The 19,047-nt window shown below is 66.0% G+C and carries 17 protein-coding genes; 6 read left to right on the top strand and 11 right to left on the bottom strand.

Features of this window, described 5'->3' with window-relative positions:
- Positions 1-56 precede the first annotated feature (56 nt).
- From ACWGQ2_RS15415 to ACWGQ2_RS15405, 3 genes are all read right to left on the bottom strand, one after another.
- Positions 57-1,655: an ATP-binding protein gene (locus ACWGQ2_RS15415; RefSeq protein WP_452018792.1), complete on the bottom strand. Its 1,599-nt coding sequence runs from the start codon at positions 1,653-1,655 to the stop codon at positions 57-59.
- Positions 1,652-2,470 (bottom strand): alpha/beta fold hydrolase, encoded by an 819-nt coding sequence (locus tag ACWGQ2_RS15410; protein ID WP_452018790.1) that lies wholly within the window; start codon positions 2,468-2,470, stop codon positions 1,652-1,654. Before ACWGQ2_RS15410 ends, ACWGQ2_RS15415 begins: the two co-directional genes overlap by 4 nt.
- A gap of 134 nt (positions 2,471-2,604) precedes the next feature.
- Entirely contained in the window at positions 2,605-3,141 is a 537-nt protein-coding gene (locus ACWGQ2_RS15405) for a dihydrofolate reductase family protein (protein WP_452018788.1), read from the bottom strand.
- A gap of 202 nt (positions 3,142-3,343) precedes the next feature.
- On the opposite strand from ACWGQ2_RS15405, the gene ACWGQ2_RS15400 reads away from it, so the two are divergent.
- The 3 genes from ACWGQ2_RS15400 to ACWGQ2_RS15390 are packed head-to-tail and all read left to right on the top strand — an operon-like array spanning position 3,344 to position 5,120.
- Complete coding sequence (locus ACWGQ2_RS15400) at positions 3,344-4,330, top strand: pirin family protein (RefSeq protein ID WP_452018786.1); 987 nt, start codon at positions 3,344-3,346, stop codon at positions 4,328-4,330.
- 17 nt (positions 4,331-4,347) lie between these two features.
- A complete protein-coding gene (locus ACWGQ2_RS15395) occupies positions 4,348-4,668 on the top strand; it encodes a GNAT family N-acetyltransferase (RefSeq protein WP_452018784.1) in 321 nt (106 codons plus the stop codon).
- Complete coding sequence (locus ACWGQ2_RS15390) at positions 4,665-5,120, top strand: carboxymuconolactone decarboxylase family protein (RefSeq protein WP_452018782.1); 456 nt, start codon at positions 4,665-4,667, stop codon at positions 5,118-5,120. Before ACWGQ2_RS15395 ends, ACWGQ2_RS15390 begins: the two co-directional genes overlap by 4 nt.
- A 63-nt stretch (positions 5,121-5,183) precedes the next feature.
- Here ACWGQ2_RS15390 and ACWGQ2_RS15385 read toward each other — a convergent pair whose 3' ends face one another.
- From ACWGQ2_RS15385 to ACWGQ2_RS15365, 5 genes are all read right to left on the bottom strand, one after another.
- Positions 5,184-6,641 (bottom strand): benzaldehyde dehydrogenase, encoded by a 1,458-nt coding sequence (locus tag ACWGQ2_RS15385; protein ID WP_452018780.1) that lies wholly within the window; start codon positions 6,639-6,641, stop codon positions 5,184-5,186.
- 87 nt (positions 6,642-6,728) lie between these two features.
- A complete protein-coding gene (locus ACWGQ2_RS15380) occupies positions 6,729-7,775 on the bottom strand; it encodes an ABC transporter permease (RefSeq protein ID WP_387014072.1) in 1,047 nt (348 codons plus the stop codon).
- A 40-nt stretch (positions 7,776-7,815) separates the two neighbouring features.
- Positions 7,816-9,378 (bottom strand): sugar ABC transporter ATP-binding protein, encoded by a 1,563-nt coding sequence (locus ACWGQ2_RS15375; RefSeq protein WP_452018778.1) that lies wholly within the window; start codon positions 9,376-9,378, stop codon positions 7,816-7,818.
- Positions 9,379-9,460: 82 nt separating this feature from the next.
- Positions 9,461-10,570: a sugar ABC transporter substrate-binding protein gene (locus tag ACWGQ2_RS15370; protein WP_452018776.1), complete on the bottom strand. Its 1,110-nt coding sequence runs from the start codon at positions 10,568-10,570 to the stop codon at positions 9,461-9,463.
- A gap of 135 nt (positions 10,571-10,705) precedes the next feature.
- Positions 10,706-11,668 (bottom strand): helix-turn-helix domain-containing protein, encoded by a 963-nt coding sequence (locus ACWGQ2_RS15365; protein ID WP_387014080.1) that lies wholly within the window; start codon positions 11,666-11,668, stop codon positions 10,706-10,708.
- A gap of 231 nt (positions 11,669-11,899) precedes the next feature.
- Between ACWGQ2_RS15365 and ACWGQ2_RS15360 the strand changes: the two genes are divergently transcribed.
- A complete protein-coding gene (locus ACWGQ2_RS15360; RefSeq protein WP_452018773.1) occupies positions 11,900-13,690 on the top strand; it encodes a thiamine pyrophosphate-requiring protein in 1,791 nt (596 codons plus the stop codon).
- A gap of 100 nt (positions 13,691-13,790) precedes the next feature.
- On the opposite strand, the gene ACWGQ2_RS15355 is transcribed toward ACWGQ2_RS15360, so the two are convergent.
- The 3 genes from ACWGQ2_RS15355 to ACWGQ2_RS15345 form a co-directional block, all read right to left on the bottom strand.
- Positions 13,791-15,077, bottom strand: a complete 1,287-nt coding sequence (locus ACWGQ2_RS15355) for an ammonium transporter (RefSeq protein WP_452018771.1) — start codon at positions 15,075-15,077, stop codon at positions 13,791-13,793.
- Positions 15,078-15,292: 215 nt separating this feature from the next.
- Positions 15,293-15,889 carry an HdeD family acid-resistance protein gene (locus ACWGQ2_RS15350; protein WP_452018769.1) on the bottom strand — a complete coding sequence of 199 codons (597 nt, stop codon included), beginning with the start codon at positions 15,887-15,889 and terminating at the stop codon, positions 15,293-15,295.
- Positions 15,890-16,004: 115 nt separating this feature from the next.
- Positions 16,005-16,682, bottom strand: a complete 678-nt coding sequence (locus tag ACWGQ2_RS15345; RefSeq protein WP_452018767.1) for a phosphoribosyltransferase — start codon at positions 16,680-16,682, stop codon at positions 16,005-16,007.
- A 130-nt stretch (positions 16,683-16,812) separates the two neighbouring features.
- Here ACWGQ2_RS15345 and ACWGQ2_RS15340 point away from each other — a divergent pair, with 130 nt between their 5' ends.
- On the top strand, positions 16,813-17,565 hold the full coding sequence (locus ACWGQ2_RS15340; RefSeq protein ID WP_452018765.1) for an SDR family NAD(P)-dependent oxidoreductase: 753 nt from the start codon (positions 16,813-16,815) through the stop codon (positions 17,563-17,565).
- 129 nt (positions 17,566-17,694) lie between these two features.
- On the top strand, positions 17,695-19,020 hold the full coding sequence (locus tag ACWGQ2_RS15335) for a M20 family metallopeptidase (protein WP_452018763.1): 1,326 nt from the start codon (positions 17,695-17,697) through the stop codon (positions 19,018-19,020).
- Positions 19,021-19,047: the final 27 nt, after the last annotated feature.

Below are 19,047 nucleotides of genomic sequence, written 5' to 3'. Positions count from 1 at the left end.
CTCCGCATCGATGTTTTCACATGCGCCAAAACCGGACAAAATCCGCACCCTTCCGTTCACTTCACCCGCAGCGGCAGCAGGACCGTAAAGACGGTTCCCTGCCCGGCCTCGCTCTGCAGGGTGATGGATCCGCCGTGGGCTTCCACGATGTTCTTGCTGATCACCAGCCCCAGTCCTACTCCCGGGATGGCAGCCTTCCGGCTGGTCCCTGACCGGAAGAATTTGGTGAATACCTCAGCCTGTTCGGCCTGGGTCATACCGATGCCGGTGTCTGAGACCTCAAAGGCAAGGTTCTCCGGGGTGCTCCAGGCACGCACCGCAACTTTGCCGCCGTCGGGGGAGTACTTCACCGCATTGGACAGAAGATTGTCCACGACCTGACTGATTCGCTGTGGATCCAGGACGGCCGGCAGTTCGGGCGGGAAATCAGATATGAGCTGGACCTTGTTGATTTCTGCCCGCGGCGCCACCGAGGTCAGCGCGTTGCGGAGCAGCTCCGAGAGATCGGCCGGAACCTGCTCAATGCTGCTGGGCCCGGCGGCGGCGGACAGCAGGTCCGAGACCAGTTCCAGCAGTTTCTCCGAGTTGCGCAGGGCGACCCGCAGGGATGAGGCAACGTAGCCGGGGATCTGGTCCTCGTCCTCCAGCGCCAGATCGAGGTACCCCATAATGGAGGTCAGCGGGGTGCGCAGTTCGTGGGAAACGTTGGCCACAAAGTCTTCCTTGGCAGCAACCGCGTTCACCAGGCCGGTCACGTCGCTGAAGGCCAGCACCGAACCCTGGAACCCGCCTTGCCGCTGCACGGAACGGGCGGTCACACTGAAGGCACGCTGCTGCTCACCGGATCCGAAGAACACCAGCTGGTCAGAGAACGACTGGCCCAGGACGGTGCGGCGAACAGGGCGCATTTCCGGCGGAAGCGGCGTGACCCTGTCAGGCCCAAAGATCAGCAGTTCGCACTCGTTGGCCTCCGTGGCCCCCGGTGGCAGGGCCCTGCGGTTGATGAAGCGCTGGCGGGAGTTGGTGAGGATGGTTTTGCCTTCCTCATCAACCACGGAGACACCCACCTCCACGGTGTTGAGGACTGTCTGCAGGAGGGACTCCTTGCGGCGGCTTTCAGCCAGGCTTTCCTGCAGTACGCGGTCCTTCTCCTGCAGCGCCCGCTGCTTTTCCAGCACTACTGCTTCGGCACTGGCCCGGGCTGCCTCAGCCTGTTCCGCGGCGCGGAGCGCTGTGACCAGCTCGCGCTCATAGAGCCTGCGTTCGTGGGCGTTGAAGACCACAACCCGGTCCATGGCCGGCCGGGAGCCTTCGGCAGGCTGCCGGTTGGCTGAGATCAGGGCAGGGAGGCGGGTTCCGTCCGCGCTGAGGAAATCGACGGCCAGCTCAGCGAAGGCCCGTCCCACGCCGAGCTGCGGCAGGGCGTGCGTTGAGTACACAATCCGGTCACCTACCGGAAGGAGGGACAGGAGGCTGGTTCCGATCAGGTCTTCGCGGGGGCAGCCGATCCAGTTCGCGAAGGTCGCGTTGGCCTCCGCGATCGTCCCGTCCTCGAGCGTAACCAGGTAGCCCGACGGGGAACTGTGGAACAGCTCCTGGTAATCCAGGTCAAGGGCAGCCGGCGCCGGCCCTGCTTTCGCGGGTCCTTCGCTCACGCCGGGGTCCGGGACAGGTAGGAAAGGATGGCATCCGCGGTTTCTGCGGGTGCGCTGACGTGCGGCAGATGTCCGGTGGCTTTCAGCTGGACCAGAGTTGAGTTGGGAATCCTGTCCTGCGTGTAGGTGCCGATGTGCGGCGGCGCCAGGAGATCGTCCGAGCACTGCAGGATCAGCGACGGAATCTTGACGTCCTCCAGCTGGGCACGGACGTCTGAGCGGAACGAGACGCTGGCAAAGTCGCGCGCTACGGCGGGATCCAGGCGGCAGAAGCTGCCCTCCAGCTCGTTGTGGAGTTCGGGACTGTCCGGATTCCCCATGATCATGGGTGCCATCGCCGCTGCCCACACGAGGTAGTTTGCATCGAGTGAGACCAGGAGTTCATCGATGTCCGCCGCGCTGAATCCGCCGGTGTATCCGTCTTCCGGGCGATCCATGTAGCTGGGGGAGGATGCCAGGAGGACGAGGTTCGCGAACCGTCCCGGTGCTGCGGCTGCGGCAGCAACACCCATCATGGCGCTGACGCTGTGGCCGACGAAGGTGACATCACGCAGGTCCAGGTCTTCGCAGATTTCCAGGAGGTCCTGCACATATCCGTCGAGGCTGGAGTATTTCGACGGCGAGTAGGCGCCCTTGTCAGAGCCGCCGGCACCCACGTGGTCGAACACAACCACCTTGTAGTCTGCCGTGAAGTACGGCACCACCCGCCGCCACATCTGCTGGTCGCAGCCGAAGCCATGACCAAACATGACCACTGGGCCCGAACTGTTGCCGAGGATCCGGACATTGTTGCGGGCAGAAACGTCAGTCGTCATGGGACGGCGGCCTTTGGTCGTGTGCTATGTGGGACGTGGTGCTGGAGTGAACTTTACCGTCCCCGGCGCGGGGCATTGGGAATCACCGTGCGCGCGACACGCATACCGCCTGCGGCCCTCGGCGCGGGCGGTGCTCAGCCTCGGGCGAAACGCAGTTCCGCCGCACCGCCGTTAAAGGAAGTGGTGCCGATCAGATGCATCGGGGCGGTGGGGCTTGTGACCGGGAGCAGCCGCCGCCCGGTGCCGAGGGCAACGGGCATGTAGGTGATCCAAAGCTCGTCCAGCAGGCCGGCGTCCGCGAACTGTGCTGCCACGTCGCCGCCGCCGACCACCCAGACATTCCGATCCCCGGCAAGCGACCGGGCCTGTTCAAGGATCTGTCCGGGTTCACCGGCGGCAAACCGGACGCCGGAATCCGGCGGCGCCTGCAGCTCCCGGCGCGTCAGCACCAGGCAGGGCAGGGCGCCGTAGTCCCAGGTGTCCGGCTGTTCCCGGCGGATCCATTCGTAGGTCTGCGAACCCATGATGAGTGCCCCCACTCCGGCCATGAACTGGTCATAGTGGTCCTGGAAGGAAGCGAAGCCGAATCCCAGCAGCCAGTCCAGGCTGTCGTCCTCTGTGGCGATGAAGCCATCCAATGACGAAGCAACGTAATAGATGACTTTTGCCATGGCATGAGCCTAGCGCCGGCGGTGCCCCGGAGTTAGGTCCGGCCTGTTCTGCGGCTTCCCCACTCCCGAGATAACAGAAACTGCCCGTATGAGCCCTCAAACGGGCAGTTTCTGTTGTCTCGGGAGCGGGCACCTGCCATTTAGATGCATATGCATGTACCATCGGGGGAATAGCTGCCTAACAGAATGGATTGGGGAAGGTATGAGCAACGTCGAGACCGCTCCGCTGGAAGTCGAGTGCGCCGGTATGCCCGCCGCCGACGTCGAAATCCTGACTCCCCGCGACGTTCCGCTGGGCGGCCCGCGGGCCATGCCGGTCCGCCGCACGCTTCCCCAGCGCCGCCGCAGCCTGATCGGCGCCTGGTGCTTTGTGGACCATTACGGTCCCGACGCCGTCGCCAGCACCGGAGGGATGGTGGTGCCACCCCATCCGCACACCGGCCTGCAGACCGTCAGCTGGCTCTTCACCGGCGAAATCGAGCACCGGGACAGCACCGGAGCGCACGCCGTGGTCCTTCCCGGCGAACTCAACCTTATGACCGCAGGCCGCGGCATTGCCCACTCCGAGGTCTCCACGCCGCAGGCCAGCGTCCTGCACGGCGTCCAGCTCTGGCTCGCCCTGCCGGATGCCTCGCGCCATACCGATCCGCGCTTCGAGCACTACGCACCCGAGCCCGTCCGCGGCTCCGGCTGGGAGGCCCGCGTCTTTCTGGGTGCGCTTGCCGGATCAGTCTCCCCGGTGCGCACACACTCCCCGATCATCGGGGCGGAACTGCTCCTGGAACCGGGCACCGTGCTGGAGCTCGACGCCGATCCCCGGTTCGAGTATGGGCTCCTCGCGGACACCGGCTCGCCGCACTTTCAAGGCTCCGCCGTCGACCCGGGGGAACTGGCCTACCTGCCGCCCGGCAGCGATACCCTGCGGATCAGCGCACCGGCCGGTGCCGCCGTCCGGGCGCTGCTGATCGGCGGCGAACCGCTGGGCGAAACGATCGTCATGTGGTGGAACTTCATTGGCCGCAGCCATGATGAGGTTGTCCAGTACCGCCGCGACTGGCAGCAGCACATCGGCGCGGAAACCCATCCCGGAATGGAGCCCGCAACCCGCTTTACGGCTGTCCCGAATGATCCGCTTCCGCCGTTGCCTGCACCCGTACTGCCCAACGCCAGGCTGCGTCCGCGCAGCTGACAGAGAAAGGCACCTTGATGAACATCCAGCACAACCCTGCGGAGCACCGCTACGAAGCGATCGACGACGGCGCCGGCACAGTCGCCGGGTTCGCCGCCTACCGGGACCAGCCCGGCAGCCGGGCCTTCACACACACCCAGGTTTCCGACGCTTACCAGGGGCAGGGTGTAGCCTCCGAGCTGGTGCGGTTTGCCGTCGAAGACGTACGCGGCGCCGGACTGCGGCTGGTGCCATACTGCCCCTACGTTGCCCGCTGGCTGAAAAAACATCCGGAGTATTCGGGCATCGTTGACTGGCCCGAACCCGCCGCAGAGAACCAGGAGGAGTCAGCACGTTGAGCGAGAAGGTCTTCATCGACAAGCAGCACCGCCCCGTCTACCAGGCGCTCGCCGCCACCGCCGCCGCCATCCGCAGCGCCGCCGAAGAGGCAGGGCTGGGCAGGATCGTCATGGAACTGGTCAACCTGCGGGTCTCCCAGCTCAACGGCTGCGCCTTCTGCCTGGACCTCCACACCCGCCAGGCGCGCGAAGCCGGGGAGAGTGAACAGCGCCTGGCCGTGCTGCCCGCCTGGCGGGACACGAACCTGTTCAACGAAACGGAACGGGCAGCCCTGGGGCTGGCGGAAGCGCTGACGCATCTGCCTGCCGGTGAGGACCGGGAAGAAGTCTTCACTAAATACCGCGCGCAGCTCAGCCCCGAGCAGTTCTCCGTGCTCAGCTGGGCAACGGTGGCCATGAATGCGTTCAACCGAGTCTCGATCATCAGCGGGCACCCCGTCCGTCAGCGCTAACCAGCCACAAAAGACCGGGTCCCCGGCAGGAGAACCTGCCGGGGACCCGGTCTTTCTGCATCCCTAGAAGGGGTACGGGGCGATCTGCGGCCTCACGGTCAGCCACTGGATTTCCGTGAACGCATCGATGTTCGCCGCGGAGCCGCCGAACCGTGAACCGGTGCCCGAGGCGCCCATTCCGCCGAACGGCGAGTTCGCCTCGTCGGAGACCGTCTGCTCATTGATGTGCACCTTGCCTGAAACCACCCGGTCGGCGACTTCCATGGCCAGACCCACGTCGCCGAGGATCCCCACGGACAGCGCATACTCCGAAGCGTTGGTCAGCGCGATGGCTTCCTCCACCGTGGAGAAGGAAAGCACGGGCGCCACCGGGCCGAAGATCTCCTGGGTCCAGGCCGGATTGTCCGGGGTGAGTCCGGTCAGGACAGTGGGGGAGTAGAAAAGCCCCTCATATGTGCCGCCGGCCGCGATCTGTGCACCGGCGTCCTTCGCTTCCCGGACCAGCCGGTCAATATTGTCCCGCTGCCGCTCGTCGATGATGGGCCCCAGGGCAACCTGGCCGGTGCAGGGGTCTCCGACCGGGAGGCTGCGGGCTTTATCCGAGAGCCGCGCCACATAGTCTTCCAGCAGCGACTCGTGGACCAGATGGCGTCCCGTGGTCATGCAGATCTGTCCCTGGTGCATAAACGAGCCAAACGCGCCGGCCGACGCCGCCAGGTCAAGGTCCGCGCCCGGGAGCACAATGAGCGCGTTGTTCCCGCCCAGTTCAAGGTGCGCGCGCTTGAGCAGGCGTCCGGCGGTTTCTCCGACCTTGCGCCCGGCCGCCGTCGAGCCGGTGAAGGAAATGACACGGACTTCGGGTGCCTCCACGAGCGCCTGGCCTACGTCCGCTCCGCCGGGCAGCAGCTGCAGCAGGCCCGCAGGCAGCCCCGCTTCCTCAAAGACCCGCATAATGGCTACGCCGCCGGAGACCGTAGTGCGGGGGTCCGGCTTGAGCAGCACGGCATTGCCCAGCGCCAGGGCCGGAGCCACGGAACGGATCGAGAGGATCAGCGGGAAGTTGAACGGCGAAATGACGGAGACGACGCCGGCGGGCCGCCGCCGTGCGAAGGACCAGCGGTCCTCGTTGCTGGTCAGCACGTCTCCTGCCGGGTGGGCCGGCAGCGCCGCGGCCTCATAGCACTCGTTGGCGGCGATGTGGGTTTCCAGGCCGGCCTTGGCCTCGATGGCGCCGGTCTCCCGAACGATCCAGCCCTGGATCTCTTTGGCATGGTCTTCAAACAGCATCCCTGCCCGGCGCAGGACCGCGGCCCGCTCTTCGGGTTTTGCCTGGGCCCAGGTGCGCTGGGCGTCAGCGGCCCTGCTGGCAGCGGCAAGGGCATCGGCGCGGTCTGCTGCACCCACGGAGCCGAGGACGTGCCCGGTCGCAGGTTCGGTGATGTCCAGGAGCCCGGCCGAACCGGAAGTCCACGAATCGGTGTGTATTTTGCCGTGCCAGATGGAGGTGGCGAGGAGGGTCATGACTGCTCCTAAATGCAGGTGGGGTGGGTAAATACAAAGGCAGGACGGGCAGTCCTGAAGTACCGCAGCCGAAGGTCTATGCCGGCCTCAGGCTTTTGCAGACGAGGAACGTCCCGACTCTGCGGCCGGAGGGCCCGCCGGGATGGATTCATTGTCCGCTGCCGGAATGGTCCGGACTACCCGTTTGCGGCGGCGCTGGACCAGAGTGGCGGCGGAAACGGCGATCAGCAGTGCTACGCCATTGAAGATGTTGGTAACCCAGGTTTTGGCACCGAGGATAACCAGCCCGTTTGCCCCGACGGCCAGCAGGTACACACCGGCGACCGTGCCCCAGACGTTGAAGTACCCGGCCCGGATGGCGGTGGCGCCCAGGAACGCTGCGGCATAGGCGGGCAGCAGGAATTCCGGTCCGAGGTCCGGCGTCGCGTTTCCCGCACGTGACGCTTGGAGTGTTCCGGCCAGCCCGCCGAGCAGTCCCGCCCCAATGAAGGCAGCTGCGAGATACCGCTTGGTTCTGACACCGGACAGCTCGGCTGCGTCCCGTCCCATCCCGGTGGCTCGGAGATAGCGGCCGAACGGAGTCCGTTCCAGGAAGAACCAGAGGGCCAGGGCAGCCGCCAGGAAGTAGAAGATGACAACCTGCAGGCCGCCGGGCAGGCGCACTCCGGTCAGGGCGGAGAACGCGTCGGAGGAGTGGGTGATCAGGGTGGAGTTGGTCAGTAGCAGGTTCAGCCCGGCCAGGATCGTAGCCATGCCAAGGGTCGCGATGAAGGCATTCACTCCGATGACGATCGTCATGAAGGCATTCACCGCGCCGATCAGCATGCCGAGGGCCAGCGTGGCGAGAAGAATCAGGGGCAGCGGCACGCCATTTCCGGCCAGAACGATGCCCGTGATGGTGCAGATGCCCAGGTTCGCACCAACAGAGAGATCGAACTCTCCGGCTGCCAGAGGCAGGATCACGGCAAGGGCAAGGATGCCCGGCACCGCCTGATCTGCGAGGATCTGGCGGAAGTTGCCTGAAGTGGCGAAGGTATCCGGCATCAGGAGCGAGAAAACGGCGATCATCAGGACCAGGAAGACTACGATTCCGTAGTTCTTCATCAGGATCCCGGGGTTGAAACGGAGGTTCACAGGAGAGGCTCCTTGGTGGATTGGCTGAAGGGGGCTCGGGTTAGGCGGCGGTGCCGGTCTGGCAGGCGAGGGCAATCGCATCCTCGGTGATTTCGGTGCCGGAGAGTTCGGCCGAAATGTGTCCCCGGTCCAGTACCACGACCCGGTCGGCAAGACCGACGAAGTCGTCGTAGTCGGTGCTGGCAACGAGGATGGCCACGCCGGCGTCGGCCAGTTCCTTGAGCAGCCTGCTGATTTCCTGTCTGGCCAGGGCATCCACGCCTTGGGACGGTTCATCAAGCAGCAGCACGAGGGGGGATCCGCTTGCTGCGCGGGCAACAACCACCTTTTGCTGGTTGCCGCCGGAGAGGCTCCGGACCGGTGCTGCGAGGGAAGACGCCTTGACGAGGAAACGGCGGGAAAGGTCCTCGGCCGCCGTTCCCTCCGAGGTCCGGTCCAGGACGGGCCCCCGCCGGTGGCGGCTTAGCCGTCCGAGCGTGAGGTTCTCGCCGACGCCGAGATCCAGTACCACCCCATCACGGCGGCGGTTCTGTGGAACGCAGGCCACTCCCGAAGCGATCGCAGAGGCCGCCGAGTTGGGCGTGAACGGCTTTCCTGCGAGGGTCATCGTGCCGGATACGGGCTGCTGGGCGCCGGCGATGATCCTGACCAGTTCGCTTCGGCCGCAGCCGATCAGTCCGGTGACGCCCAGGACTTCACCTGCCCGCAGATCCAGGTCCACACCTGCCAGCCGTGGGCCGGTAAGTCCGCGCGTGCTCAGCAGCACCGCTCCCTCACGTTCCTCAGCGGGACGTATGTTCGGGGCTTCCAGTTCGCGGCCGATGACCAGGGACACGATTTCTGCGGCGCTGCGCTCGCCCAGGGGCTCGTCGGCCACGAGCTGTCCGTCGCGGAGCACGGCAACGTTGTCGGCGATGCGCCGGACCTCTTCGATCCGGTGGCTGACGTACACTGCTGTGCCGCCGTGGCCGCGGAGCATGTCCAGCAGCGCGAGCACGCGGTCCGCTTCACTGGCAGGAAGTGAGGCCGTGGGCTCATCCAGGATCAGGATGTTCCGCCGCAGGGCATCCACGTCTGCGGGTGCACTGCTGTCCTCTTCGTCTCCGGTGCGGTGCTGGAAAGCCCTCGCAATGCCGACCATGGTCCGGGTGGACGGCGACAGGTCGCCTACCAGCCTGCCGGGATGTTCCTTGATTCCCAGCAACTCCAGGGTGGCGGCGACGTGCGCGTGCTCCCGGCGCAGCCTGACAGGGGAAAACGCTGTGCGGGCAAAGAAACCGTCCGAGAGCGCGAAGTTATCTGCGATGGTCAATGCGTCCACCAGGCCGAGGTCCTGGTGCAGGAAGCGCAGCCCTGCTTCGTGGGCAGCAGCCGGAGTCAGGGGAAGGGACAAACCGCGGCCGCGGACGGATACTGTTCCGCCCGGATCCGGCGTGTAGACCCCAGCCAGGATCTTGATCAGCGTCGACTTGCCTGAACCGTTCATGCCAAGGAGTGCGGTGACCTTGCCGGATGCGATGTCCAGGTCAACGCCGTCGAGGGCGCGCTGGCCGGTGAACGTCTTGCTGACGCCGCGGATGCTGAGAGCAGCGGAGTGCTCCATGGGATGCTCCTGAAATGTTGGATGCGGGGGTACGGGGTGCGGCCGGCCCGGTAGGCCGGGCCGGCCGCGTGGGTCCGCAGGATTAGCCCGCGTTCTCCCACAAGGCCGTGAAGGAGGACTTCCAATCGGAATCTCCCGTCCACGGCAGCTCGGGCAAGGTGTCCTGAAGCACCATCCGCTTCGGCATCTCGATGACCTGGTGGCCGCTGGCGCCGTTGGCGAAGAGTTTGTTCATCTCGTGCACGGACAGATAACCGGTGTGCTCCATCGGCTTGATGACGTCAGCAAACTGGCTCTTTCCGTCCTTGATGAGGTCCAGGTTGGCGGAGTTGCCGTCGTAGGAGACCATCTTGATGGTGTCGCCGCTGGCGCTCCTCGCTACGGTGGCCTGCGTCGAAACCACAGCAGCACCGGTGTGGGTCCAGATGTAGTCAATGTCCGGGTTCGCCGTAAGGGTGGCCTGGATCTGCGGCGGCAGTCCGGACTGCAGCTGAGACATCTGCGTCTCAATGGTTTCAACGATTTCGCAGCCGCCGCACAGCTCGGGCAGCCACTTCGTGAAGGCTGCGGTGCGGGCGGTAATGGAGGGGAACGCGGGATCTGTGGTTACCAGGATCTTGGCATCCCCGCCGCTGTCCTGGGCAATGGCGGCCGCCATCATTTTTCCGGACACGTCCTCGTCGGGTACAACTTCCACGTCGAACCGGTCATCTGCCGGGGACATGCTGTTCACCAGGAAGATGCCGGCGTCCCGCGCCTGCGTAAGAGCGGCGTCGATCTGGTCTCCAACGGCTGCGGTGAAGATGATCCCGTCCGCATCGAGCTGGATCGCCTGCTCGACAGCCTGACGGGCCTTCTCCGGATTGCCGCCCGGATCAATCATGCGTGTTTCCCAGCCCAGGGAATCGGCCGCTTCCATGGCGGCGTCAGCGCCGCGTGCACAGGCTTCAGAGGCATACGTGCAGGGGATGACGACGATGCTCTTGTCTGCAGCGATGGCAGGAGACTCTGCAGGCACCTCTTCTTCGAGGGGCTTCTGGAAGTCAGCGATCATGCTCTCCAGGGCGGCAGTATCTACTGATGCGGCACTGGACTCGGCGGCCGGGGACGTCTCGGCGTCTCCACCGCAGGCTGCAAGCGAGAGAACCAGCGCCGGAACGGCGAACAGCAAATATCGTGGTGAGGTTTTCATGTGGTCCGGAGCCTTTCGGAATGACACTGGATGTGATGTAGATCCCACTGTCTCCGGGTGGCGGACTCTCATGAAGGGTATGTCCGGATTGGTCAATCCGGTGTCCGGATCAGGCAAGGCCGGCAGCTGGGGTGCCTATTTTGGTGCAGCTGCCCGTGCATCCCGGGGTGTGCAGCCAAAGTGATGCCGAAAGGCGCGTGAAAAGTGGGCGGCGGAAATGAATCCCACTGCCGCTGCAACCTCGGCAATGGGGGTGGCCATAGTGGCGGGATCCGTCAGGAGTTCCCGGGCCCGGTCCAGCCGGGTCTCCATGACATACTTCGCCGGACTGGTTCCTGCTTCGGCGAAGACCCGAATGAGGTGCCGTTCGCTGATACCAACGGCTTGGGCTACCCGCGCCAGTGAAAGATCGGGCCTGCCCAGCTGGCCGCGGATAAAGTCCCTCGCGGATGCCAGGTATGCGGTGGACGGCGATCCGCCGGGCTCCCCGGTGATGATGGAAAACATTTCCAGCACGTCCGTCTCCAGGTTTGCGGTGTCCGCTTCCTGGTCCCGGAAAGCGCCCAGTACGGCGTTGGCCGTGGTCCTGGCGTGGGTGGCTCCCGGCGATCCGGCGAGCCGAAGGACCCGCGGCCGGAAGTACTCTTCCCGGACGGACCGCTGGCGCAGCAGTTCGCGGGGAACTTCCACGATGACCTGGCGCATGTCAGTCGAGAATCCGTACATAAATGGCCGGTTGGCGTCGTAGACCACCGCTTCTCCGGCCGTGAGGGTTTCACAGCCTCCATCGTGGTAGAAGAACGCGTTTCCCTCGAGCAGCAGGCACAGCATTACTGCATCCACGGGGTTGCGGCGAATGTTCTCCGGCGCCCGCTCAATCACGTGGTCGTTGCCGCTGATATGTGTCAGCCGGATTTGGGGCAGCGTCAGGTTGGTCTGGGTTGCCAGCAGGCTGCGCTCGGAGAGGGTGCTGCAGCGCAGTCCAAAGAGAGCCAGTTCGTTGTATTCCTCCCAGAGGTCGAGGCGCTGGCCAAGCGGGGCCTGGGTGGTGGAAAAACGGCTGGTGCGGCCAGCGTTTGCCTGGGTAAGGGCGGCCACGCCGGTTTCCTTCGGCGTCGACGGAGTCGGCACGGCTGGGCACCTCCTGGCGGGCATCTTTGTCACGGGGGAGTGGTGAGTGACTCTAGGGTACGTCAGGAGTGATGTACATCACCGTCATGTGACGCGTCGCCAGCGGCGCGGCCGGGCTCCCGCCCGCTTGGCCCGCGTGACTGCGTCATGGAATAGTGGCGGACAAACCCGTAAGCATGCTGACTAATGGAGGTTTCCATGGCAGAACGGCTCGTTGCAGATGTCATCGTCGAACGGCTGCAGGCCTGGGGCGTAGACCGGATCTTCGGCTACAGCGGGGACGGAATCAATACGGTCCTGGGCGCCCTGCGCCGGGCAGGATCCCCGGAGTTCGTTCAGGCCCGGCATGAGGAAAACGCCGCTTTTATGGCCGTGGGGCACGCCAAATACACCGGCCGGCCCGGCGTGATGCTCTCAACCCAGGGTCCCGGTGCCGTCCACCTGCTCAACGGCCTGTACGACGCGAAGATGGACAGCGTGCCCGTAGTGGCGATCATCGGCCAGCAGTCCCGCAGCGTCCTGGGATCGGCCTACATGCAGGAAATCGACCTGCTCAACCTCACCAGGGACGTCGCCTCTTCCTTCCGCCAGCAGGTCAACAGCCCTGAGCAGCTGCCGCTGGTGCTGGACCGCGCGTTCAAGGCCGCGCTCGCGGACCGGGCTCCCGCCGTCGTCATCATTCCCCACGACGTCCAGCAGGCGCCGGCCCCGGAATTGGACCAGGAACACGGCATCGTCACCAGCGCACCCGTGTGGAGTCCGCCGAACCTGGTGCCGGCGCAGGCCGATCTTGAGGCTGCGGCCGCGGTGATTAACGACGGCGCCCGGGTGGCTTTCCTGGTTGGGCAGGGCTCCCGGGGAGCCTGGCCGCAGGTCAAGGCACTCGCGGAGAAAACCGGCGCCGGGATCACGACGTCACTGATGGGTAAACCGTACGTGGACGAGTCCCATCCGCTGGCCGCAGGCGTGATGGGGCATCTGGGCACCAGCGCCAGCGGGTTCGTGCTGGGAGAATGCGACACCCTGGTGATCATCGGCTCAAACGATCCGTGGACCGAGTTCTATCCGCCGCCCGGTGCCGCGCGGGCCGTGCAGATCGACGTCGACGCCGCGGCGATCGGCAACCGGTACCCGGTGGAGGCGGCTGTCACCGGCGACGCCGCAGCGTCCCTCGATGGACTGCTGCCGCTGGTCACCGAGCGCCGCGGATCCGGCTGGCGCACCGCCGTCGAAACCGCTGTCCGGGACTGGCACCGGCTGGCCGCCGAACGCGCGGCCACCCCGGCGAACCCGGTGAACCCGGAACTGGCGGTGCGGGAGCTGAGCAGCCGGCTCCCCGACAATGCGCAGGTGGCCGTCGACGTCGGGAGCAGCGTCTACTGGTACGCCCGGCAGCTGCGCCTGCCCGCCGGGGTGCCGGCCCATCTTTCCAGCACGCTGGCGAGCATGGGCTGCTCCATTCCCTATGGACTTGCCGCGAAGCTGGCTTCTCCGGACCGGCCCGTGGTGGCACTTTCCGGCGACGGCGCCATGCAGATGGCCGGACTGTCCGAGCTCATCACCGTCAGCCGGCTCTGGCCGCGCTGGGCCGATCCCCGGTTTGTGCTCATGGTGCTGAACAACCGCGAGCTGGCCGAGGTGACGTGGGAACAGCGCGAAATGGAGGGGGATCCGCGCTTCGACCAGAGCCAGGCGCTGCCGGACTTCTCCTACGCCCGGTACGCCGAACTGCTGGGGCTGCAGGGTATCCGGGTGGAGGATCCGGCCCAGATCGGCCCGGCCTGGGACGCCGCCCTGGATGCCGACAGGCCTGTGCTGATCGAGGTGCTCTCCGATCCGGACATTCCGCTGCTGCCGCCGTTCCCGGCCGGGCGCACCAAAGGCCAGGACATGATGGATGCGCTGGAGAAGGAAGGGCCGGATACCGCGCATGCCCGCGAGCTGGTGGAGACCTATCTGGGCCAGGAAGAGGGCCTCTACTCCACATAACCCCCTCACCGCAAACGAGATAACAGAAACTGCCCGTTACAACGCTCTAACGGGCAGTTTCTGTCATCTCGATGGGGGAGGGGGAGGGGAGGAGGGAAGCCTAGGGCCGGACGGGAGCGCCCAGTTCGGCGGGCTCCTCCTCGTTCAGATAGGCGGACTCCGAGTGGGCAGCCATATCGATGCCGCGCACCTCGTGCTCCTCCGGAACCCGCAGCCCCATCACCATGTCCAGGACCTTCGCGATCGCCCAGGTCAGCACGAACGAGTACACCAGGACGGCAACCGTCGCTACCGCCTGGATCCCCAGCAGGGACCAGCCGCCGCCGTAGAACAGGCCGCTGACGCCGTTGGGGGCGGCCGCCGTAGCGAAGAACCCGATCAGCAGGGTGCCGATCACACCGCCCACCAGGTGCACACCAACGACGTCGAGCGAATCGTCATAGCCCAGCCGGAACTTCAGCTCAATCGCCAGGGAACAAACCAGTCCGGCGATCGCACCGATCGCCACGGCTCCCAGCGGGCTGACGGCGCCGCAGGCGGGGGTGATGGCAACCAGGCCGGAGATCAGGCCGGAGGCTGCCCCCAGAGTGGAGGAACGTCCCAGCCGCAGCCGTTCCATCAAAGCCCAGCCGAGCAGGCCGGCGGCAGCGGCAACCGCGGTGTTCAGGAAAACGACGGCGGCGGTGTGCCCGGCACTCAGCGCAGAGCCGGCGTTGAAGCCGTACCAGCCCACCCAGAGCAGGCTCGCTCCCAGGATGACCAGCGGCCGGTTGTGCGGCTGGGTGATGACGTGTGGCCAGCCGCGGCTTCGGCCGAGGACCAGGGCCAGCGCCAGGGCTGCGACGCCGGCGTTCATGTGAACCGCCGTTCCGCCGGCAAAGTCGATCGCTCCCAGGCTGTTGGCGATCCAGCCGCCGGTGACGCTGCCGTCCTCGCTGCTGAACGCAAAGACCCAGTGCGCCACCGGGAAGTAGACCAGGGCGGCCCAGAGCCCGGCGAAGACCATCCAGGCACCGAACTTCATTCGCCCGGCGGCAGCTCCGGCGACCAGCGCCGTCGTCACGCAGGCGAACATCAGCTGGAACGCGGCGAAGAGGGCAACCGGCAGAGCGGCTTCCGGATCCTCGCTGAGCAGGCTGTCCAGTCCAAAGAACTCCAGCGGGTTGCCGAGGACGCCCAGCGGGGTGAGTGAGTTTCCGAAGGCTGCGGAATAGCCGAACAGCACCCACAGGACAGCAACCAGACTGGCGCTGCCGAAACACATCATCATCATGTTGAGGATCCGGCGTGATCCAACCATGCCGCCGTAGAAGAAGGCGATGCCGGGAATCATCATGCAGACCAACGCCGAGCTGGCGAGAAGCCAGGCCGTATTTCCTGAATCCATGGAGCGGCTCCAATCCGGGTGCGGACCGGCTCGCGGAGGCCGGTACGGGATCGATACGTGAAGGAGGCCGAGACTGGGGATGCGGCCGGAGCCGCACCGCTGTCCTTAGCGTAGGAGCGCTCTTGTTACAGCCGGCAGCGCGGGCAGGTTAGGGCTGTGTTAACAGCTGCTGGGAGTGCGCTGGGCGGCACCTGAAACCGCAGGTGGGAGGAGGATCAGGCGGTACGGACGCTTCCCCGCCCGAAGGTGATGGCGCGGACCAGCTGCACCACGCCAAGGACCACCAGGAAGATGCCGCCGAAGATCACCAGGGCTGCCAGGGATTCAACCGGCAGGAACAGCACCACAATGCCGGCCACGATGCTCAGGATGCCAAAGGTGATGGCATACCAGCGCGAGCCGCCCGACTCAGTCTCAGCCAGGGCCATGATGCCTTCAATGATCCAGGCGATGCCCACGAGCATGCCCAGGACCGCCAGCGAGGAGAGCGGGTTGCGGATGGCGACGATGCCCACGATGAACAGCAGCAGCCCCACGATGATGCTCAGTACCCGCAGGCCCGGCGTCAGCGGTGCGGCGATGCCGCTGACCACCCTCAGCGCGCCGGAAATCAGGAAATACAAACCAAAGAAAAATGCGATGACCGACAGCGTGGCCCCTGGCCAGAAGAGAACCAGCAGGCCAAGGATCAGGGACACCGCGCCGACAACGCCAAAACCTGTCCGCACCGCGGAGATGGTTCGGGCAGAAAGCTCGCTGGTATCCAGGCCGAGTCCTCCCCAGCCGTAGAAAGCACCGTTGGTCATGGACATTTCGAGCCTCCCGAGCTCCTGGAAATCCTGTCCCCAAGCTCTTCGGATTATCCTCCTGGCCAACGCGCCAGACCAGCACGGAAGTGCGGATTCGGGGGCTGGAGCGCCGGAACGCTCAGGGGATGCCCAGCAGGGTGCGGACCTCGTCCTCGCTGGTCTGCCCGAACCGGCGGTAGGCGGAGCCCACGGCAGGCAGCCCGCTGTCCGGCCAGGGAATAACGACGTCGTCTGCCGCGGCCGCGAGCGCCTCCACCGGGCCGCAGGACATGGGGGCGGCTGCCACCAGCCAGCCCGGGTCCAGGCTGCGGACTGCGGAAAGCGCCGCGCGCAAGGTGGCGCCGGTGGCTATGCCGTCGTCCACCACGATCACCGGACGTCCGCGGATGTCCTGGGGGCTGCGGCCGCCGCGGAAGGCCCGTGCCCGGCGCTGCAGTTCTCCGCGTTCAGCTTCCAGGACGGCGTCCAGGTCTGCCTGCCCGCGGGCGCCTGCGGCGGAAAGCCACGCCTGCACGATCGCCTCATTCCAGACTTCAGCCGACGCGCCGCCCGCTTCGGCCACGGCCCCGGCTGCCAGCTCCGGCTGGCGCGGGTGGCCCACCTTGCGCACCAGCACCACGTCCAGTTCTGCTCCCAGCGCACCGGCAATTTCCGCGGCCACCGGGACGCCGCCGCGGGGAAGTCCCAGCACCAGCAGGCCGGGACGGCCGCGGTACTCGTCCAGGGCACCGGCAAGGACCCGGCCGGCGTCAGCCCGGTCGGCATATTGAAACGGATGAGCGGTGCTCTGGGCCAATGGCACTCCTGATAACAAGACGCCCGGGCGAAGCCGGTCCTCCCACGGTAGGAGCGTCCCCGCGGCAGAGGCAACGCCGCTCTGAATGTGTGCGTTGCCAAATACCCTGCGCTCATAGCAGGCTGTCCAAATGACTGAAACGGCAGTAATCACCGGAGCCACAGCGGGACTTGGCGCAGAATTCGCCCGTGCCCTTGCAGAGCGCGGCTACAACGTGGTTTTGACAGCACGGGACGAAGAACGGCTAAAGGCCAAGGCTGAAGTGCTTTCCTCCCGGTACCACGTTGAAGCATCTGTGCTGCCCGCTGACCTTGCCACGAAGGAGGGCGTGGAGAGCGTTGCCGCACGGGTGGGGCAGCCTGACGTTGCCGTCCTGGTCAACAATGCCGGGTACGGGCTGAAGAACGACTTCCATGCCAACCCGGCCCAGACTGAGATCGACCACTTGGCGGTTCTGGTCCAGGCGCCGCTGCTGCTCAGCCATGCGGCGGTGAACTCCATGCTGGAACGCGGCGGCGGACGGATCATCAATGTTGCCTCCGTGGCAGGCTTCATTCCGCGCGGCACCTACAGTGCAGCGAAGGCCTGGGTTATCAACTTCAGCCGCTGGGCCAACCTGCACTATGCCGGCCGCGGCATCTCCGTGACCGCCGTCTGTCCGGGATTTGTGCACACGGAATTCCACCAGCGGATGCAGATGGACAAGACGCTCTACCCCAAGTGGATGTGGCTGGACGCAGACCGTGTGGTGCGCGAAGGACTTGCCGATGCCTTCGCCGGCAAGGGGGTTTCCGTGCCGTCGAAGCGGTACAAGGTGCTTGCCGCCGTGGGAAGCCGGGGGCCGCAGGGACTGGTTGCACGAATCGGCGGCCGCGGCCGCTAGGCCGGTTTCCGGACCGGGAGCGAATCCGGAGCGAATCCTAAACGGGACCGGGCCCGCACCGGAACCCCTGTCCGGGGACTACGGGGCCGCGATAGATATCACCGTTGGATCAGTCATAGGGTGGCCAGCATGACTGATCCAACGCAGCCAAGCACCGCCTACCTGGACTACCTGGATAAGGAAACACAGATCCGCCGCGGGCACATCCAGCATGAAGACTCCGCTTTTGCCGGTGCTCCCGAAGCGCTCGCCGACGCCTTGCTCGACCGTGTTGACGCGCTTGCCCCTGAGCTGGCGGACCTGGCTGCGCAGCTGCACCAGGACCCTGAAACTGCCTATCAGGAGCACCGGAGCGCCCGCCGGGTCGCCGACCTGCTGGAACGGCACGGGATCGACGCCGCTGTGGGCGTCCACGGACTGGAAACAGCAGTGCGGGCGCAGGCTGGATCCGGCTCCCCGGTGGTGGCCATTATGGGCGAATACGACGCCCTCCCCGGAATTGGCCATGCCTGCGGGCACAACGTCATTGCCGCTGCCGGCGCGGGCGCTTTCCTGGCTCTGGCTGAAACCCTCCGGGATGATCCGGATGCCTTCCCCGGCACGGTGCTTTTTCTCGGCACGCCCGCGGAGGAAGGCTATTCCGGCAAAGAAGTCATGATTCAGAACGGCGCCCTGGACGGGGTGGACGCCGCGATGATGGTGCACCCGCTGGGAACCGACGTGGTGGACCAGGTCTGGCTGGGCCGCCGGGTGCTCACCGTGACGTTCCACGGGGTTGCAGCGCATGCCTCCGCCCAGCCGTTTATGGGACGCAACGCGCTCGACGCCGCTACCCTCGCCTATCAGGGTGTTGGTCTGCTGCGCCAGCAGATGCCGCCGTCGGACCGGATACACGCCATCATCACCGCTGGCGGCGAGCGGCCGAGCATCATTCCGGAGTTCACGGAAATGAAGTTCTATGCCCGCTCCAAATACCCCGAAACGCTGCGGGAGCTCAGTGGCCGCATCGAGGACATAGCCCGCGGAGCTGCACTAATGACGGGCATCGGCGTGGACATTGACTGGGACGAGGAACCGCCGTCGCTGCCCGTGCGCTCCAGCCGGGCCCTGAGCGCCCGCTGGCTCCAGAGCCAGCGCCGCCGCGGACGGGACCCGCTGCCGGCAGGAGTGGTCTCGGAGACGCTGGCGGCGTCGACGGACTTCGGCAACGTCAGTTACCGGGTGCCCGGAATCCATCCGCTGATCGCCATCTCAGCCCCTGACGTGGCCCTGCACACGCGCGAGTTCGCCGCAGCGGCCGGGTCGCCGGCGGCGGCCAGGGGAGCTGCCGACGGCGCCGCCGGCCTGGCGCTGACAACCCTGGACTATTTCTGCGACCCGGAGCTGCAGCGCGCGGCAGCGCAGGAATTCGCCGATGCCGGCGGGCCTGTGGACGTCGCAGGATACTTCGACTGACGCTCGGAAGCCCTGGCCCGGAAAGCC

The organism is Arthrobacter sp. NPDC055585, assembly GCF_053619115.1.
This window is presented reverse-complemented; position numbering and strand designations above follow the sequence as displayed.

What these genes read in the sequence shown, in the direction of transcription:
- ACWGQ2_RS15410 (WP_452018790.1), bottom strand. Translation starts at nt 2,470, where the DNA reads ATGACGACTGACGTTTCTGCCCGCAACAATGTCCGGATCCTCGGCAAC.
- ACWGQ2_RS15405 (WP_452018788.1), bottom strand. Translation starts at nt 3,141, where the DNA reads ATGGCAAAAGTCATCTATTACGTTGCTTCGTCATTGGATGGCTTCATC.
- ACWGQ2_RS15400 (WP_452018786.1), top strand. Translation starts at nt 3,344, where the DNA reads ATGAGCAACGTCGAGACCGCTCCGCTGGAAGTCGAGTGCGCCGGTATG.
- ACWGQ2_RS15395 (WP_452018784.1), top strand. Translation starts at nt 4,348, where the DNA reads ATGAACATCCAGCACAACCCTGCGGAGCACCGCTACGAAGCGATCGAC.
- ACWGQ2_RS15385 (WP_452018780.1), bottom strand. Translation starts at nt 6,641, where the DNA reads ATGACCCTCCTCGCCACCTCCATCTGGCACGGCAAAATACACACCGAT.
- ACWGQ2_RS15375 (WP_452018778.1), bottom strand. Translation starts at nt 9,378, where the DNA reads ATGGAGCACTCCGCTGCTCTCAGCATCCGCGGCGTCAGCAAGACGTTC.
- ACWGQ2_RS15370 (WP_452018776.1), bottom strand. Translation starts at nt 10,570, where the DNA reads ATGAAAACCTCACCACGATATTTGCTGTTCGCCGTTCCGGCGCTGGTT.
- ACWGQ2_RS15360 (WP_452018773.1), top strand. Translation starts at nt 11,900, where the DNA reads ATGGCAGAACGGCTCGTTGCAGATGTCATCGTCGAACGGCTGCAGGCC.
- ACWGQ2_RS15355 (WP_452018771.1), bottom strand. Translation starts at nt 15,077, where the DNA reads ATGGATTCAGGAAATACGGCCTGGCTTCTCGCCAGCTCGGCGTTGGTC.
- ACWGQ2_RS15350 (WP_452018769.1), bottom strand. Translation starts at nt 15,889, where the DNA reads ATGTCCATGACCAACGGTGCTTTCTACGGCTGGGGAGGACTCGGCCTG.
- ACWGQ2_RS15340 (WP_452018765.1), top strand. Translation starts at nt 16,813, where the DNA reads ATGACTGAAACGGCAGTAATCACCGGAGCCACAGCGGGACTTGGCGCA.
- ACWGQ2_RS15335 (WP_452018763.1), top strand. Translation starts at nt 17,695, where the DNA reads ATGACTGATCCAACGCAGCCAAGCACCGCCTACCTGGACTACCTGGAT.